Source organism: uncultured Aquimarina sp. (assembly GCF_947500065.1).
GTDB lineage: Bacteria > Bacteroidota > Bacteroidia > Flavobacteriales > Flavobacteriaceae > Aquimarina.
Map to the genome: position 1 here is coordinate 103,837 of NZ_CANMQT010000001.1, position 17,491 is coordinate 121,327.

At 32.9% G+C, this 17,491-nt stretch carries 21 protein-coding genes; 17 read left to right on the top strand and 4 right to left on the bottom strand.

The features are described from left to right. The first annotated feature begins 1 nt into the window (after position 1). The 15 genes from Q0975_RS00585 to Q0975_RS00655 all read left to right on the top strand — a co-directional run bounded on the left by Q0975_RS00585 (position 2) and on the right by Q0975_RS00655 (position 13,449). The gene (locus Q0975_RS00585; RefSeq protein WP_299431567.1) at positions 2 to 427 is read left to right on the top strand and encodes a hypothetical protein; all 426 of its coding nucleotides are present in this window, start codon (positions 2 to 4) and stop codon (positions 425 to 427) included. Positions 428 to 431: 4 nt separating this feature from the next. Beyond that, the gene (locus Q0975_RS00590; protein WP_299431569.1) at positions 432 to 956 is read left to right on the top strand and encodes a M15 family metallopeptidase; all 525 of its coding nucleotides are present in this window, start codon (positions 432 to 434) and stop codon (positions 954 to 956) included. Between the two features lie 11 nt (positions 957 to 967). Next, positions 968 to 1,195, top strand: coding sequence for a hypothetical protein (locus tag Q0975_RS00595; RefSeq protein WP_299431572.1), 228 nt, complete (start codon positions 968 to 970; stop codon positions 1,193 to 1,195). Further along, positions 1,196 to 1,687, top strand: a complete 492-nt coding sequence (locus tag Q0975_RS00600) for a hypothetical protein (protein ID WP_299431575.1) — start codon at positions 1,196 to 1,198, stop codon at positions 1,685 to 1,687. A gap of 10 nt (positions 1,688 to 1,697) precedes the next feature. Continuing rightward, positions 1,698 to 6,221 carry a hypothetical protein gene (locus Q0975_RS00605; RefSeq protein WP_299431578.1) on the top strand — a complete coding sequence of 1,508 codons (4,524 nt, stop codon included), beginning with the start codon at positions 1,698 to 1,700 and terminating at the stop codon, positions 6,219 to 6,221. Positions 6,222 to 6,269: 48 nt separating this feature from the next. Continuing rightward, positions 6,270 to 6,545 carry a hypothetical protein gene (locus Q0975_RS00610; protein ID WP_299431581.1) on the top strand — a complete coding sequence of 92 codons (276 nt, stop codon included), beginning with the start codon at positions 6,270 to 6,272 and terminating at the stop codon, positions 6,543 to 6,545. Then, entirely contained in the window at positions 6,538 to 6,711 is a 174-nt protein-coding gene (locus tag Q0975_RS00615; RefSeq protein ID WP_299431584.1) for a hypothetical protein, read from the top strand. Before Q0975_RS00610 ends, Q0975_RS00615 begins: the two co-directional genes overlap by 8 nt. Next, a complete protein-coding gene (locus tag Q0975_RS00620; protein ID WP_299431587.1) occupies positions 6,708 to 7,136 on the top strand; it encodes a TIGR02594 family protein in 429 nt (142 codons plus the stop codon). Before Q0975_RS00615 ends, Q0975_RS00620 begins: the two co-directional genes overlap by 4 nt. Beyond that, positions 7,130 to 7,654, top strand: a complete 525-nt coding sequence (locus Q0975_RS00625) for a hypothetical protein (RefSeq protein WP_299431590.1) — start codon at positions 7,130 to 7,132, stop codon at positions 7,652 to 7,654. Before Q0975_RS00620 ends, Q0975_RS00625 begins: the two co-directional genes overlap by 7 nt. Continuing rightward, a complete protein-coding gene (locus tag Q0975_RS00630; RefSeq protein ID WP_299431593.1) occupies positions 7,651 to 8,112 on the top strand; it encodes a hypothetical protein in 462 nt (153 codons plus the stop codon). Before Q0975_RS00625 ends, Q0975_RS00630 begins: the two co-directional genes overlap by 4 nt. 5 nt (positions 8,113 to 8,117) lie before the next feature. After that, on the top strand, positions 8,118 to 9,314 hold the full coding sequence (locus tag Q0975_RS00635) for a hypothetical protein (RefSeq protein ID WP_299431596.1): 1,197 nt from the start codon (positions 8,118 to 8,120) through the stop codon (positions 9,312 to 9,314). Between the two features lie 268 nt (positions 9,315 to 9,582). Beyond that, a complete protein-coding gene (locus Q0975_RS00640) occupies positions 9,583 to 10,848 on the top strand; it encodes a hypothetical protein (RefSeq protein ID WP_299431599.1) in 1,266 nt (421 codons plus the stop codon). A gap of 404 nt (positions 10,849 to 11,252) precedes the next feature. Then, positions 11,253 to 11,492: a hypothetical protein gene (locus Q0975_RS00645; RefSeq protein WP_299431602.1), complete on the top strand. Its 240-nt coding sequence runs from the start codon at positions 11,253 to 11,255 to the stop codon at positions 11,490 to 11,492. A gap of 11 nt (positions 11,493 to 11,503) precedes the next feature. After that, entirely contained in the window at positions 11,504 to 12,817 is a 1,314-nt protein-coding gene (locus tag Q0975_RS00650; RefSeq protein ID WP_299431605.1) for an AAA family ATPase, read from the top strand. Next, complete coding sequence (locus Q0975_RS00655) at positions 12,814 to 13,449, top strand: hypothetical protein (RefSeq protein WP_299431608.1); 636 nt, start codon at positions 12,814 to 12,816, stop codon at positions 13,447 to 13,449. Before Q0975_RS00650 ends, Q0975_RS00655 begins: the two co-directional genes overlap by 4 nt. 131 nt (positions 13,450 to 13,580) lie before the next feature. Here Q0975_RS00655 and Q0975_RS00660 read toward each other — a convergent pair whose 3' ends face one another. Continuing rightward, complete coding sequence (locus Q0975_RS00660) at positions 13,581 to 13,895, bottom strand: hypothetical protein (RefSeq protein WP_299431611.1); 315 nt, start codon at positions 13,893 to 13,895, stop codon at positions 13,581 to 13,583. 91 nt (positions 13,896 to 13,986) lie between these two features. On the opposite strand from Q0975_RS00660, the gene Q0975_RS00665 reads away from it, so the two are divergent. Together Q0975_RS00665 and Q0975_RS00670 are read left to right on the top strand one after the other, a co-directional pair. Then, positions 13,987 to 14,751, top strand: a complete 765-nt coding sequence (locus Q0975_RS00665; RefSeq protein WP_299431613.1) for an SOS response-associated peptidase — start codon at positions 13,987 to 13,989, stop codon at positions 14,749 to 14,751. A gap of 1 nt (position 14,752) precedes the next feature. After that, positions 14,753 to 14,914, top strand: coding sequence for a hypothetical protein (locus Q0975_RS00670; RefSeq protein ID WP_299431616.1), 162 nt, complete (start codon positions 14,753 to 14,755; stop codon positions 14,912 to 14,914). Here the strand turns inward: Q0975_RS00670 and Q0975_RS00675 are convergent. The 3 genes from Q0975_RS00675 to Q0975_RS00685 all read right to left on the bottom strand — a co-directional run bounded on the left by Q0975_RS00675 (position 14,911) and on the right by Q0975_RS00685 (position 17,084). Continuing rightward, positions 14,911 to 15,099: a hypothetical protein gene (locus tag Q0975_RS00675; RefSeq protein ID WP_299431619.1), complete on the bottom strand. Its 189-nt coding sequence runs from the start codon at positions 15,097 to 15,099 to the stop codon at positions 14,911 to 14,913. The genes Q0975_RS00670 and Q0975_RS00675 overlap by 4 nt on opposite strands. A gap of 201 nt (positions 15,100 to 15,300) precedes the next feature. Further along, positions 15,301 to 16,038, bottom strand: a complete 738-nt coding sequence (locus Q0975_RS00680; RefSeq protein WP_299431622.1) for an HNH endonuclease signature motif containing protein — start codon at positions 16,036 to 16,038, stop codon at positions 15,301 to 15,303. A gap of 191 nt (positions 16,039 to 16,229) precedes the next feature. Beyond that, complete coding sequence (locus tag Q0975_RS00685) at positions 16,230 to 17,084, bottom strand: serine protease (protein ID WP_299431625.1); 855 nt, start codon at positions 17,082 to 17,084, stop codon at positions 16,230 to 16,232. Between the last annotated feature and the right edge of the window lie 407 nt (positions 17,085 to 17,491).

The window sequence follows — 17,491 nt, forward strand, 5'->3', positions numbered from 1 at the left end:
TATGAAAACTAAACAATTTGGATGCGGTCATATAATTGACAAGAATATTAATCGTCCTGCAGCACCATCGCAAATAGAGATACGAGTTGTGGATGGATATGGAGATCCTTTACAAGGCGTCCATATTCAAGGTTCTGTGGGAAATTTTGCAACCATCACTAATCAAAATGGAATCGCCCATTTAGAAGCTAGACCTAATGACGAGTTCATTTTTTCTCACATTGGAAAGGAAACTAGAATACTTACGTTTTCTGAGTTATCTCACAATAAAGATATAGTGTTAGATGATCAAATAGAACCATTGGATGAAGTGGTAATTATATCTAAACCAAAAGTAAAAAAATCATCAGTTGGTTGGTGGTTAGCTGCTTTAGGAGTGGCTACATACTTCGCGTTTAGAAAAAAACCAAAAAAAGTAAGTCTATAAGTTAATGATGAAGACCCGAAATAAAATATTGATAGGCGTTGCCATTGTTGGATTGATTTTCGTATTACGTAAACCAATTGAGCGTGCTGTTTGGGATCTAATTTCACAACAGCGGATCAATACCTTGCATCCAGATATACGGGAACGTGCCAAGGCTTTTATCAATAAAGCAGAACGAGAAGGAATTAAGTTGCGTGTTACTGATGCTACGCGAACCTTTGATGAGCAAGATGCTTTATATGCACAAGGTAGAACAACTCCAGGGGATATTGTAACAGATGCTAGAGCAGGATTTTCATACCATAATTATGGTCTTGCAATTGATGTGGTAGAAATGGTTAATGGACAACCAATATATAACAATCCTAACTGGCAAAGAATAGGGGAAATAGGAGAATCTTTTGGTTTTTCATGGGGTGCTAGTTTTAATGATAAACCTCATTTCCATATGACATTCGGAAACTCTATAGCTGATCTTCAAAGGAAACTAACCAACGAAATGGTACAAGAAGGATTTGTAATTGTATAAATGAAAATTCAATGTTAGAAATAGGAAAGAACTTTTATAGAAATCCGGTAATTCAAGGAAATGGTAATGGAGTAAAGAAATCTCCAAAGGAGATCACTTTGTTTGATATTCAAACAAGCAATGATATTCCAACAACTGCTGAATTAGCAACTGCTATTAATACATCACCAAATTTTACAGTTGCGGAAAACGAATTGCCAGTATTTACTATTGATAATACAAAAACACCACCTCAGTAGATGAAGACTAAGTTTTTAATAAGGATCCCCGACGGGAATTTTGGAATAGGAGGACAACAGTTAACCGCTGCTGATATTATCGTACTGGAAAGTTATACTCCAGTCCCTAATTTGGATATTAGTTCAGAGCTTCAGAATACTAATACCAAGTACTTTAATAAAGATGTGTTATCGATCACCATCGATGTAACCGGAGCTATATTGTTAGCAGGAATTCATCCTGATGGTTATAACTCTGGGTTTGATCATAATTTCAACGTGGATGAATACACCGTTACAAATTTTAGAAAGAAGAATCCTAATGATGGAGACCCTTTTGGCGGTGGATGGCATTCTATAGAAACTGTCTTTGGTGTTAATAATATAAAATTTGATACTAACGGAATCTACTTTGCAATCTCTAATGATGATCAAATCATCGATCCTGCAATAACCTATCAATTCAATTTACACTTTACAATAAATGAAGAAGGCGCAGGCGCTGAATTCTAAATATGCAACAATGAAAAAGTTACTTTATATACTATTATTCGCTTTATCTCTTCCAATTTTTGGACAAAGAACCATTGGAAAAAACACACGATTTATAGGATTAGACACCATACCGTCAACCACTGCAATTACATTAGATGCTGAAGGTAGACCATCGATAGTAGATCTATTATCAGGATCAGATAACTTTCAACAGTATGGCCAATTTGGTGCTTTTCCTAATCCAGGAGATGAAAAAGTTATTTACTACGCCCAAAACAGTAATAAATTCTATGTCTATACGAATAACAACTACAGAGAGGTACCTTTTGTAAATATCACTAATATTTTAAAGACAAGTTCAGATAACGATGAATTGATTACTAATGGTAGTGTTGGTAAACGATTTGTAGTTACGCAAAATGGTTTTTTAAAAGTTGAAAACTTAAAAACCCGAGGATACTCATCACCTGTTGATCTTACTAATTCTGATTATACTTTAAACGATGTAATTACTACTGAAATTCAACAAGGTACAACGAACGTTAATTACTTATTATTACGTAAAAGTGCCTTTGAGTACTTAGATCAACCAGGGAAAAGAATTCATATTTCATTATTCGGATCAGATGTAAGTCCTAACCTTAGCTCAGTACCAAAAGGATTCCTACAGTTTACTACGGATCATCAAAACCTTACTGGTTTGGATCCAGATTTCTACTGCTTCATTAACGAAGGATCTATTTTTGCAAATGAATCCCAAGGCTTAGGAGCTAAAACAGGATTTCAAAATATAATAGATGTTGACCTCTCTACAGCGGGAGGTGGAACGGATAACCAAACCTTATCTATTACAAATGATCAGTTAAGTATTTCGAATGGAAATACCATTACGATTCCAAGTAGCGGAGGATCCAGTAACGGAAATATAATTGTAGCGAATAGTTTGGCAGATATTAATAACGCTCCAGAAGATTCTTATATTGATATACAGTCCGATATTGATATGGTAGCGGATTATGTGGCGGTTGCTAATCAAGTCTGGAGTTTTTCAACAGGAAGCATAGATAAAAAAGGGTTTAATTTATCCGGAACAAATACCACACCAATATTCAATGGAGATCGTCCAGGTATTATTGGTGAAGGAACCATAGACGGTACTTGGAATTCATCACCAATAATTTATGCAACAAATTTTGGATTACAAGGAGATGGGAAAGAATATGAAACCGGATCCATTACCACAGGAACAAATGTGTTAACCGTTACCGGAGCTAACTTTACTAATGATGATATTGGTAATTTTATAGCGATCAAAGGAGCTGCTACTGGTTTTGTTGATACTTCTGTTGGTCAGAAATCTTTACAGACAACAATTGTAGCGGTAAACAGTCCTACGGAAGTAATAATTGCCGATAATGTTACCAGAACGGTCACCGATCAATTGGTATGGACTGGATATGATAATTTCCAACAGGGAAAAAACGCGATTTATGTAAGAAACCAAAAATCAGGGAAATTCATATTTACTCCAGGGACTTATTTTAAATCAGAATATACTTTCAATGGTGCTTTAGGATTAGACGATCCTGTAGTGGGCTGGTATTTTGGAGATGGTACAGATGATATCAGCGTGGAAGCATACGGAGCAACCATTGCATCAATTCCGCACAATTTAAGACGTACTCGAATGATCACCTATGGAAACACACATCGTTTCCGATGGGAAGGAGGTATTTTGAAGCAGGATCGATTAATGCATAATTATAGTGGGGAACCGCTAGCAGATTCCGGAGATGATTTCAACATCGTGATGTACGGTCGTACAGGTGCCTATGCAACTCATATCAAAGATGTATCGATGATTCAAACTGAAGGTACTTTATTTAGTACTGCTGGAGATCTTCAATTCACCAATTATATTAAGGGAGATAATGTGACTAATGTCCAACAAAGAGTTACCCAAATGGTGTATGGTGATGTGGATGAAATTACAGGAATAGTTACACCGGATGCGAATTCAGATTTTGCCTATACAGAATTATATCTGGATGTTAGTACACAGCAATTTGAAAATACTAGAATAAGTAAACCGGAAAGAAACGGCTTGCGAAATTATCAGTTTGCGGGTCAGGCTTCTTCGGGATGGTCTGGACTCACCGATAAATGGTTTAGAGCGTATTATTATGATGTAGATGGAAATTATTTGTATGCTTCTGATGAACAACGATTTTATCAAACCTATGAATTCAATGATGAAGTTAAGTTTGTAAGGATTAAGGTTAACCGACCGCAAGATTTAACCTTAATCGATGTGCAGGTAAGAGCGCCTTTGAATGGACATCATTTGACCTTAACTAATGTACACTTGAGAGAAGCAGCTGCTCACGGACTGAGTAATATGCCCAGTCACTTTAGAATGATAGGTGGTAGCATGAAAAAAATAGGCTTGGTACTTCCTGCATTCGCATCTAATACCGAGGATCAACACAGTACTACTCAGGATCAAATATTTGATGGTGTTGTGTTTGAAAATGCTTTTACCGGATATCTGAATTGGATCAATACCGTTGGAATCAAAGTAATCAATTGCACCTTCTACGGTACGAGCGATTTTGAGTATACAAGAACTAATTATACCAGGGCTTTATCAATGGATGATAGTAGGGATGCTATGGCACACGGTAATCATATCTTCAACGGATCTGTTCAAGTAGATAGAAATGCACAATTTTTTGATAATACGGGTATAAATGGAGAGATTCAAATACGCGCTAATGGAGCGGATGTATACGACAATGAATTACATAATTTCGTAGTTACCAATCTGGATGCACCGATAGCAGATAGAGCATTGTCTTTTTTTAGAGATAATAGAATGACTCATGACAGACCGTGGGCATCTTATTTATTTACAGATGTAAATATGAACGTGGGTTATGAGAATATCCACATCACTCTTAATGACAAAACCAGACTATCGAACACTTTTGAGCAAGACACAGAATATGAAAGAATTGTTATTGGTGAAAACGGCTTGTCTAAAATGTGGAATGCATCTCCAATTCCAACCAAGGATTATGGCGGGTATTTAAAGAATTTTAGTATTCGTGGAGCAAGACAACCAAGAGCATCGAGAGATTATGCAGCATCGAATGTCTATTGGCCAATTACAGACTATCATACGGTGTACAGTGAAGCATCGATGAACTTAAAATATGGATTACCAAAAGATAGAACGATTAATGACCTTTCTATCGATGGATGGTTGCGTATTGATGCGGATCAATTTGGAGACGTTCTAACGGCTAATGCGCCAACACTTACTTTTAATCGTTTACAGGTAACCATTCCGGAGAATGAGTTTGACTGGACAAATACAGGAGCAGCCATATTCAGGGTTAATGACAAAAATGTAAACCTTGTTTTTAATGGTGGATTCTTTGATCTACAAGTGGCATCTACCGAAGTCGGAACCTATAAAAAATGGATCCGTTTTGAACAATTAGGAACAACATTTTTCAAGGACTTTACCTTTAAAAGCGCTTCTCCTAAAACGATAAACTTAAATGATGCTGCTTTTGTCAATGTCGGTGCGATAACTTTAGTGGATTGTACCTGTGAAAACATTACTTGGATAGGTAGAGCAGGGATTGATAATGTGGAATGTAATGTTTCATTAGGTTCTGGAATAACTAACCTTAGTTATGATCCTACAAATAATACAGTCCAAAGTGATACAGGATCCAATGCAATTATTACGGTTGCAACTGCTTTTGGGAATGATGGGCTTTTAAGTGGAACCGATAAAGCAAAAATTAATGGTATTGAATCGAATGCTACTGCTGATCAAACCGCAATTGAAATAATTAGCGGTATCGATGCGGAATTAGGTTCGAATAGTTGGCAAACATCTGGAAGCGGATTGGATACCACACAAAACCTTACGTTAACAGATGGTGATAACACTTCACCGTTTTTTGAACTTCAAAATACTTTTAGTTCCGATAATTATAGACTTCGTGGTAGAGTATTAAACTCAATTGCATATTGGGATTTTCAAAAAGTTTCTGATAATTCTTATGGTCAAATGAGAATGGGTCTGAATCAGTTTAATCCGTATGCAACAGATGTTGCAGATGGAGGTACTAACGTATTGAGATGGCGTAATTGGTATCTGTCAGGTACCTTATTCGCAACGGGTGTCGATACTGGAGGAGATGGTTCTGGAATTCTTGTTAATGATGGAGGTACGATTCCGAATAATTTTGAAACCACACCAGAGCCTTCTGAGTATAATGTAAACAGAATAATCACCAATAATGACACTTGGGTACATAGTAGTACTTCTAACGCAAGTTATACTATTAATGATGAAGCTACGGAAGGTTGGCAAGCCGGAAAGGAATTGGTTTTTATGAACGCCAGTACCACAAGTAATGTTGTCACTTTAATACAAGGAGGAAGCACAGATATCAGGGGAAGTTTAACTATCAATGCCGGAGAAACTGTAACCCTAAGATATATAGGCGGTAATGTTTGGATGTTAAAATAACACTCCCTAATAACACTATTAAAATAACAAACTAAAAAAATAAAAGCTATGGCAAATTATTTAAAAAAATACGGAGTATGGGAATATGTTTTATTCCTTTTTGGACTGTCTATTTTGATAAAAATAGCATATGGATTTATTACCGACACCATTGAAAATACGGCAATAAATGGCATTGCGTTTTTGGCTGCGGTATTATGTATAGCTGCTCCTATTTCGATTGTTGAGATTTCCAAGTCTAAAGGAAGCGCGATTGCTAAGATACCCGGTAAAATAACAAAAATTGTTAAGTCAAAAACCTCTAAAAATGGCACAGATGAATAAACCTATAGAGTTGGCGATCTATACTTTCGGATTTCTTTCGGGTAATTTCTTTGAACATCCTATTCTGAAAACAGTATTTACTGTGATCGCAATGGTAATGGGTACTATTGTATCCTTTTATGTAAAGCAATTTCTAATTCGAAGATCAAAAAAGAAGCGATCATGAAAGACCTAAAACACATAGCTATTGCTTTAGGAGAATATGACACCAAAGAAATCAGAGGTGAGAAAGATAATCCTGAAATCCTAAAATATTTTGATCTAGAAGAATTTAAATCGAGTCATTATAAGGATGAAACCGCATGGTGTTCTGCATTTGCAAATTGGGTTTGTAAAACCGCTGAGCTACCATATTCTAAAAAACTAAACGCACGTAGTTGGTTAACCGTAGGAAATCAAACTACCAATCCGGTACCAGGAGATGTCGTTGTGCTATGGCGTGAAAGTCGTAAAAGTTGGAAAGGTCATGTTGGTTTTTTTATTAAAGCAACTGAAACATTTGTGTATGTCCTTGGAGGAAATCAAAATAATAAAGTCTCTATACAGGCCTACCCTAAATATAGAGTACTAGAATACCGATCATTATGCTAAACCTAAACAGAATTATCTCATATGTTCTTTTACTGCTTTCAATAGCACTGGCACTTTGTAGTTGTGGTACCAGAAAAAGAGTGATGGAAAAAACATCGACAAAAGTAAACACTTTAGAGCAAAAGGATATTGTTGCAATTAAAGTAAATGATATCACTACCGATGTTCAAATTATACGCACAAATGACCGTGTGGTATATAAAGCAGTTGATCAGACAAAACCCTTTTTTGTTGAAGGTAAGAAGTACGAAAATGTGATCATTGAAAAAGAGTTTTCCAAAGAAGTGGATTCTTCACAAATTAAGGACAATACAAGGGAAACCAAAACGGATAAATCTATTCAAAAAACGGAAATAGTTCAAAAGGAAAAAAAGGTCGCTGTAGAGCGCGATAATTCTTTTGGTTTTTGGGATTGGTTCTGGTTGCTTTTGGCTCTTATAGCTGTCTTTTTTCTGGTCTTTCGGTGGAACAACATTTACGCATGGATTATTAACCTTTTTAAAAAAGTAATCGTATGAAAAAGTTATTGTTGGTTGTAGCGGGTATCGGATTTGCTACGTATTATTTTGGTAGTAAAAAAGTAACTGAAATTAAAGGCGTAGTGGATAAGCTCAAATTAAATGTAAATGGGATCCGCGATTTAAAGATTTCGTCCGGAGGATTGAAATTTAATATTGATTTGAATATTCAGAATCCTACCAGTCAAAACTTAGATTTAAACACCGCACAAGTGGTCACTTTAAGTAAGTTGAAGTTCTTTGCCAAAAACGGCGATTTCTTAGGTGAATCATTTCCGAATTTAACCAATATACAGATCCCTGCAAATGGAAGTGTGAACATACCAAATTTAGAAACCTTCGTGAAGGTCAGTAATTTCGGAAACCTTCTGAATAATGTATTGCAATTATTTTCTAATCCATCGAATTTAAAAGTAAGCGCGGAACTCTCGGCTTTAGGTCAAACCTATACCATATAACACATATGACAGCACTACAACAATACAACAACTTAGACGGTAAAGTCATTGATCGGAAAAGGATCAATGAGATACTAAAGCAAGCCAGAAAGGAAAAGGAAAAAAGAGTAGTCCGCAAATTGAGTACACTTTTATCTCGAAACAAGGACAAAACCTTTGAAATTTCAGTAACTAAAAAGCTTATTCCGGTTGCAAAGAAAAAGAAGATTACAAAGAAAAAAGTAGTTGCTCAAATACCAACTAAGAAAAAGGAAAAACTTAAGGTATATGGGCTATCCATTCCTTATGTTGATTTGGTTGCAACTAGTACACTACCATTACAAGTACAGGCTTTACCAGTTGTCGAACAACCCATCAAAATACTTCCTGAAGTATCCACAGGCGTAAGGATGAAGGATCCCATAACGTTGAAACCGAAAATTGCTGCAAATACACCAAGGCTATCGACAAAACGCCTTAAAGGAGTTCGTACCATGGCGGATTTGGACAGGATTGCTCAACCTACAGAAACTTATGTATTAAATTCTGAAATAGGAGCTTTTTTAGGCAAACTAGAAAAAAAGCCAAAAGGAAGCGTTGTGATAACCTTAGATGCTCCTGCAGGATCTGGTAAGACTCGGTTTTTCTTTCAGGTTATGGAGGACTATGCTAGTTCAGGAAAAAGATGTCTTTTTTTGACTTTGGAAGAACATTCTCAAAGTCAACTATTCAAGGACAAAAGAGATGATTATATATCCTCTGAGAATCATCAACATATCTCTATTGTAGACGCGGAAGAGATTAAAACCTATAAGGATTTACGGGAATTAATAGATACACATGATATCATATTAGTGGATAGCTTTGGTAAATTGAAAAAATTGATAAAAGAATTGAAGTTAGAATTAGATGAACATTTACGAATTGCTTATGATGGTAAACTTTTCTTTTTAATCTTTCAACGAACGACCGGAAAAACAATGCGCGGTGGTGCAGATTCAGAGTTTGATGGAGATGTTATCCTTCAAGTTGAAAAACCAACAGAGAACTACCAGGAGAATTTTGTGACTGCAAGAAAGAACCGCTATAACGCAATTCCAAACTTAAAATATAACGTGTATCATCAAAAAATAATTCAGGAGGATGAAGTGGCAATCACCAAGGAACGGTCAATCCCACCTAAACCAAAAAGAAAATTAGTTGTGCATTCTTTGGACGGCTGATGTTGTTGTGTGTTTTATTGTGTGTAAGATAGCCCGCCAATATGGCGGGCTTATTTGTTTAACTAGTCCATCGGTTTATGAATTGATCATTATTGATTAACAATAAACGTAACTTACTTTTTAGAATCTACTGTTCGCTTTTACCTAGAGAGTATCTCGATAGAATAGTAACCGAACTAATAGAACAATTGAACTATTAGTACGAGTAATATCGGTAATTACATAGGTTTAGTAGTTTTAATTGTCTAGATATTTAGATTCTAGTAAAATGATTATATTAGAAGTAACTAATAGAAAATGTAATAGCATGATTGAGACATCTACTAAGAATTATTTGATTATTTTATTTTTTTTACCAATCATTTTAATCGGGCAAACTGATTATCAGAAGATCTATCCTTTGCTTGAATCACGGCAAGAATTTAGTCAAGAACCTCCAAAGCTACCCAAGGAATATTACATAACCACTAAAAACAAAATTACAGTTAAGGAAAAAAATAAATTATCTATTAAAGACAAACTGCTATATAACCCAAACACATTTTTCGAAAGTATAGTAGGATTTGAAAAAATAACACCAATTCATTATAATTATGAAAATAGTAGATTAAAATCGAGAATAATTGATGGATTGGTAGTAGATAAATATTATTATAAGGATACATTAAATTTTATTGAATTTTATAATAACGTTAATGGTTTGGAAATTGTAAAAAGTGAGAGATATCCCCCTGGTAACAACGATCAATACTTTGAAATTCACGATATAATCACTAAACCTCTGCTTCAACCGGAAGGTTCTCGAAATTATGGTTTTTATAAAAGATATAAGACAGCTAATCAATCAATTATTGAGTATTCTGGTTTTTACAAGTCTCGTGCTAGATTAACTAAGGGTAAAAAAAAGGTAGTAAAAACCTCTTATCAGCAGACATTAGGCAAAAGAAGAGTTTCAGAGAAAATTTTTACTATTGAAAATGAAATTCAATGGCATCTTATATATCAATATAAAATAGTAAACAACAATTTAGTTGTAACTATAAGCAATAGGAATGAAATAGGATATTTCTTAATTGAAAAATATGATCAAAGTAATAGATTGATTGAAAAAGGACTTTTCCACCAAAGAAATGGATCCGGTGCTAAGTCCTACTATATTTTAAATATTATTCAATATAATCCTGACAGTATAATTATTAGGGAGTACAAAAATACTTTGTATGGAGAAGTTAGCCGAAACAAAAATCTAAGCAAAATTTATGTGCTTAAAAAAGACTCTTTTAGAAACAAAATAAATTATGATCTAGGTATTATCAATAACGACTATAATATTATTTCAGATATTGATCATTGGTTAGAGGAAAATTATTTGTTATCCGAAATAGGCTATAAAGATCAAAAGGAAATTTATACCTGTTCCTATATTTATCATGTAAAAGATGATATAATCAATCAAATTCAGTGCATTTTGAATTTAAAAGCTACAGACTTTGAAGAAGGATTAATTTATTATAAAGAAAGAATATTCGATTAGTGATAAGAGAATTGGGTTTTACATGTTTTCTAGTATAATTTCACTCTGAACACCACATTCAAAATTTTTAATTGATTATTAAGATTATTGAAAATATACTTTCAATCCACAAGCATAAAAAGCAGCAATGCTGCAAAACTGTAAGTACCACTGGCATAAATGAGATCCTACACGGTTCAAAAACGGTTAACTATCTGGTAATCAGTAGTGCGATTTGAAACGATAACTCCTATTATGTTAAATAGAGCAACATCGTTGCCTTATTAATTTACGAAAAAATAAGAACTATTTGACTAACTTATAAAGGCAGCTGTAAAAATATCAAACTACTGAAGCACAAATAATCTATGCAATAATATCTAATAACAGATAGTTTTATATATTTATTGGGTAATTCACATTTTATGACTGTTAGCGAATTTAATTCACTAGGTGAAGGAGAGCAACACAGAGTTCTTTTTAATACATCCGTTTTTATACACTCGATTAATAAACCTATCAAACATTATGTGCTGTATAGTCTAAAGAATTTTTATGTAGAAGTGATTTACAATGTAGGAATAAATAAAATTACTTCAATGAAAGCCTTTGAAGAAGGAATGTTACTAGACAAATTCGCAATCGCCATTCAAGAGGAATTTTAATATAAAAAAACATGAATATAAACGAACTAAAAAGAATTTCACTTTCTAAGCATAGTATTGAGGGACTAGGCGGCTTTAAGTATGAAACTTTAATAAATTTTAATAATTCTGCAGCAAATATTGTCATAGGTGTCAATGGCTCCGGTAAGTCTACAATTTTAAATTCAATCGCTTCTATTATTAATTCAATGGTTATTCAATTTAATAGAGGTGGATCAGGAAATTATGGAATTGATATGGAAAGCGTGTCTTTGAATTCAATAAATTCAATCATTCGGTCAGATGTATTTATTGAAAAAGAAGGATTACCTTCTCAATCTTACAAGATATATAATGCTTTCCCCTTAGATAAAAATCACTCGGTTGAAGTCCAAAGAAATGACAATTCTAAGGTTCAGAAAATATTTTTGGATATATATCAATCTAAATCGGAGGAAAAACTTCTACCAGTATTTAGATATTTTCAATGTGTAAAAAATGTTATGGGTGGGAAAGTAGCATCGCTCAGATTTAATCAAATGCATAATAGGAATTTAGGGTATGAAAATATGTTTGGAGAAGTCATTAAGCTAGATGAAATAACTAGCTTAATGGTTAATCAAATTAATATTGAAAACCAATATAAGATTGAAAAAGAAGATTTAAAGGCTGAAACTGTAATAGGGAAATATATTCGTAATTGTCTAAATGTATTTACTACAATGTTATATTCAGAAAAGACACTTGTTTCTGTAGGTAAAAGTAATTATTCTACAGTGCAGAGTCTTAGATTGCTAAAAGGTGATGATTACTTTGAATTTTCGCAATTATCTAGTGGGGAGAAATACGTTTTTTCCGTTGTGTTAGATTTAATTTATCGTAATGTATCATTAAATTTCAATTCAGATAAATTGAATGAAACTGCAGGAATCGTTTTAATAGATGAAATAGAGTCACACTTGCATCCTAAGTGGCAGTTGACTATTATAAAAGCATTGGAGAAAACATTTCCTAATATACAGTTTATTGTAAGTACGCATTCTCCCCTAATAGCTTCCTCTGTTCGAAAAGATCAGATAATTGCAATTAATAACTTTGAGATTATATCAAGTAAGGATTTACCGGATGTTTATAGTGGATCTTCAAATGAGATATTGGAAAAAATACTGCATACTGAATCAAAAATAAATCTGTATGATCCTGAAAAAAAGGAAATTGATCGGTTAATTAATAACATGAAATTTAAAGAAGCAGAAGAAAAACTTATCGAATTAAAAAAACGAGTTGATTCCTCTCCACAATGGCTTAAGGATTTGGAGCAATTGATAAATTTCGGTAAACTATGATAAGAATACACAAGTCTAATGAGCCTAATTGTCTAGTTGATTTAAGAGAAAACAGTAATGATTATTCTGATCTTCGAGATGAATGCCGTTCTGAAGTACTTGATTCTCTAAAAACGGAACAGGTAGGGATTTGCGCTTATTGCCAAAAAGAAGTTAATACGGTTATTGAAATAGAACATTATATTCCTCAATCAATTGATGAAGAAAAGGTTTTGATATATGAGAATTTTTTAGGAGTTTGTTCAGGTTTTTTTTATGTAGATAAAAATACAGGAGAAAAAATAGATTATTGTAGCCGGAAAAGAGGTAACCAAGAATTGTTTTTGAATCCAATGGAATCTGAGGATATGGACACCATATATTACGATGAAAATAACAAAATACTATCTAGTAATGTTAAAATTTTATATGATTTAGAACAGACATTGAATTTGAATTTTACAGAACTTTGTGATAAAAGAGGAGAAGCATTTCAAACGTTTTTGTTGAACCTATACAAATTGAAGGAGATCTTAGGATTGAGTAAAGTAGATTTTGTAAACAAAGCTATCCAGCTATTATCCGTGGGGAATACAGAATATTCAGGAATTATTAAATTTCGATTAAAACAGTTAATAAGTGAATCCTCCTAATCTAAATCCACAAAATTTTCAATATAAATTATAATAAATGAAAAAGAAAAAACCATATTGGCTTAGATGGATAATATACATGTTACGATGTCTGGTTAGCCTATTCACGTATCCAAAAATATATTGGTAAGTTATTCTATTTCCGTCCACATCCACTCGCCAGTATTTGTGTTAACGTAATATAGAACATTATCACACTCAAAGCATTGGTATTTCGCAATTAATCCAGTAAAAATGGTAGTTAGAGCTTTGAGGCTGCGTTTACTTTTGAAGTGATCAAGTCCAGCGCAATATGTGTAATTTATTTCAGTATTCTTTTTTTGTAATAAGGCATAAAATTTACCAGTATCCGATACTTTTAAATAGGAGATTCCACTATAAGCACGGTTAATTTTCTGATTAATAAAAGCATCATTAACTTGAGGTGCAGGATAACTATTGAGCATAATTTGGAATATTTCCACAAAATTAGGAATATTTCCATAAAACTATGTTAAAAGAGTTTGTATCTTTGAGAAGCAGATAAAATTTACTTGTATGTGTTATGACGTAAAATCCAGCTTAAGATCACAATTAAAACGTGCTAAGCACTATGGTGATGAATCTAAGATTAGGGAAATTGAAGAAAAATTAATTCCTCATACTGATTTACCTATTTTTCATCGTCAAGGGCATAGTCATCCTAAATTATTGATCTATACAAATGAAGATCCAGAAACTCCAGTTGTATCTCAATGGGGTTTGGTACCATTTTGGGTAAAAGATAACACACAACGAAAAAGCATAAGTAAAAACACCTTAAATGCAAGAGGGGAAACAATCTTTGAAAAAGCTTCTTTTCGGGATTCTGCAAATAAAAAAAGATGTTTGATTTATGTTGATGGCTTTTACGAACATCATCACTACAAAGGAAAGCCATATCCTTTTTTGATCCATAGAAAGGATAATGAGCCTATTATTTTTGCAGGACTCTGGAGCGAATGGGTTGATAAAGAAACAGGTGAAATGTTTAATACTTTTTCTATTGTAACCACAGAAGGTAATGCTCTATTATCTAAAATTCATAACAACCCAAAGTTAAAGGGTCCCAGAATGCCAGTTATCTTACCGGATGAATTAGCGGACAAGTGGTTATTACCAAATAGTGAGGAGCTAGATAAGCAAGTGTTAGAAGATCTTATAAAGCCATATCCAGAAGAAGAATTAACAGCATACACTGTTGATCGGTTAAGAGGTAAAAGTTACATGGGCAATGTAGAAGAGATCTCTAATGAAGTTGTTTACGAAGAACTAGAATTTTAGAATGAATTTAATAGAAGAAGATAAAGTAAAACTACACGATTCATTAATTGAAATGAAGGTTATGTCAATCCAGGATAATTACGTTCATTGTAAATGGATAAATCGACTTGGTGCAGAAATGATAGGTAGTTTTCCTATCAGTGTATTAACTAAAGTAAACTAGAAAGGTTGATTGTTTTCAATTTGATTGATCACTCTTAAGTATTCCAATTCCTTAGAATCCCAATGCTCTAAATTATCAGAAGTAGGATTTTTTCGATGATTCTCTGTTGCTTGTAACAGTTCATCATATTTAACAGCTTCTAACCATTCCAATTGAAAACCGGTTAACTGATCTAATTTCTCCATTATAGACTTATGTTGTTTTCCCTAATGAAAGATAGTAAATTATAATAAATAATAGAAAACTAGTACCTGTGGATGATTGTGTTCTTGTACTTCTGTATTAATTCCACAATAAAAATATATAATCCTCTTAACCTATTTTCTTGCAAATAGACAAGAATCTTTGGTTTAAACACTAATCCTTCTATTTGTTATTGTGGGTAGTTATTTTATTATAGAGTAAATCAAATCGTTATTATCATCACTTATTTGAACTCCTAATTTTTTTTCATCAGATTCGTAATCAAATTGCATAAAAACCAGAAGCATATTTGTGTAACAAATATTAAATAACGATTGAATCTCACTTTCCGTAAATCCTTTACTCCAATCTATTTCACTAGACTTCATAGAGTAAGCAATTATTTTCTCGGATAATAATATTCCAAATATTTCTATAAATGAATCTCTAAATTGATTGAAGTAGTTATCTTCATTATTGTTTTCCTCTCCAAAAGTAAAGAAAATCAGTCCATAACAAAATTTGAAGTCTTTTTCATTGGCAACTGATTGTTTGAAATAAAAATTAAGAATTTCTCCAAAAGTCAAAAACTTCTTATTTTCTATCTTGGCTTTAAATTCAAAGTTTTCTATGAGTAATGCTTTCAGCTCAGATAAGGAATCTTCGATATTGTCCAACCTTTTTTCAGAATGAGTATATCTGTTTTCACATATCTCATACCAAATATCTCTAGCTTCTCGAATAAATTTTCTTTTTGTAGGATTTGCACCATAGGTTTCGTGACAACTTGGACATAAAGGAGCTCCATTTTTAAAAGTGTCTGGTCCATTTTCGGCCTGAGGTATTATATGATGAATTTCTACCCCAATATTATGGCAAATACAACATCTATGTAGCGCTTTTTTTCTTATTTCGTATTTAATTTTTTCTGAGAATGCCATTTTTTTCTAATTACCCACAATGCTAAATATATAAATCAGAGCAAGGCAAGTAAGCCTGAATCAATCGATTTATCTGCGCATTTTTATTTCTTGTTTAATTTATAAAAATCTAGCGCCACTTCAAAAAGGAAATGACCTTTTGATCTAGCACTAAAATGTTCTGATTTCATTTATAATGTTATCCATAGTGCTTACTCTTCCTCTTCTGTTAAAGGTTCTGCAGAATTTGGTAAACCTGCTATTACTTTAGCAACTGCCGCATCAATAAGCTCATTTAGAAGTGTAGCTTTTAAAACTATCCCTAATCCTAAAGTTTGTTCGACACCTAATCCATTTTGCAATGTAGGGATAGTTTGGAGAATCCCATGACGGATCATAGTTTGAGTTACCACTCCTATTAATTTAAACTTACCATTTATGCCAGAGAATACAGGACTGCCACTAGAACCTTGATAGACTTGAGCATCGATTACAAATTGATCTTTTGCATTGAAATTGACTTTTGGTATACTTGATACATAGCCTTTTCTTAAAAGAGGAAGATTATTGCTTACATCAAATCGATTTGCAGGATAACCAACGAACCAGACATCTAATCCAGGGATAAAATTATCCTCAGTAAAGTCAGAAATCATTTTTGGTTGCAGATATGTGAAATAAACATTATTTTCTTCATGTGTAATCACAGAAGCATTAATACAAGCTAAGTCAATTTCAGGATTGGGATGTTCTGTATATATTCCAGTAAAATCCTTTCCTGTAAAAGTATGAAGGTTTCCTAAGTCAGGGTTTAAATCAGGTTTTTTTTTATTGAAATTAAAGCTTATTGTACCATTTGGATTTTGGAAAACATGTTTATTAGAAATTAAAAGAGTAATTGTACTATTTGTTCCATCATTTAAAGGTACACGCATTAAAAAACCTGTTCCAATAGAGGTTCCTTTTCCATTAGTTTGTGGGATAGTGATCCTTGTAGTAGTAAAAAACACCTGTTCTTCAAATCTTTCTTTTACTTTCATCTTTTCTCTAATTCTGACTAATGTCAATTTTTTACTTTTTAAATGTACGACAAAAATAGATTTGCTAACTTATGAAGTTAATAGAGATATTTATATCGGAAATTATAGCAAACAGGAATATATAGTTACAGTCTTAACTTTATATTTCCTATAGTAAAGAACAGAAACTTCTAATTTACTGCAGTTTTCCCGAAATAAAATATACAAATAGTATTAAATCTATCTCTTTTCAAGTAGTACCACGTTTTCTACGTGATGTGTTTGTGGGAACATATACAGTTTTAAAATACAGAATTACAAAACTGTATTTGGAGAAAAATAAAACTGTATTATCCTTTTGTATTATTATATTATTTTGATTTTCAAAGGAATAGATGTCTACACACAGAATAAAATACAGAAATACAAAAAATACGAAAAAAACAACTATAAAA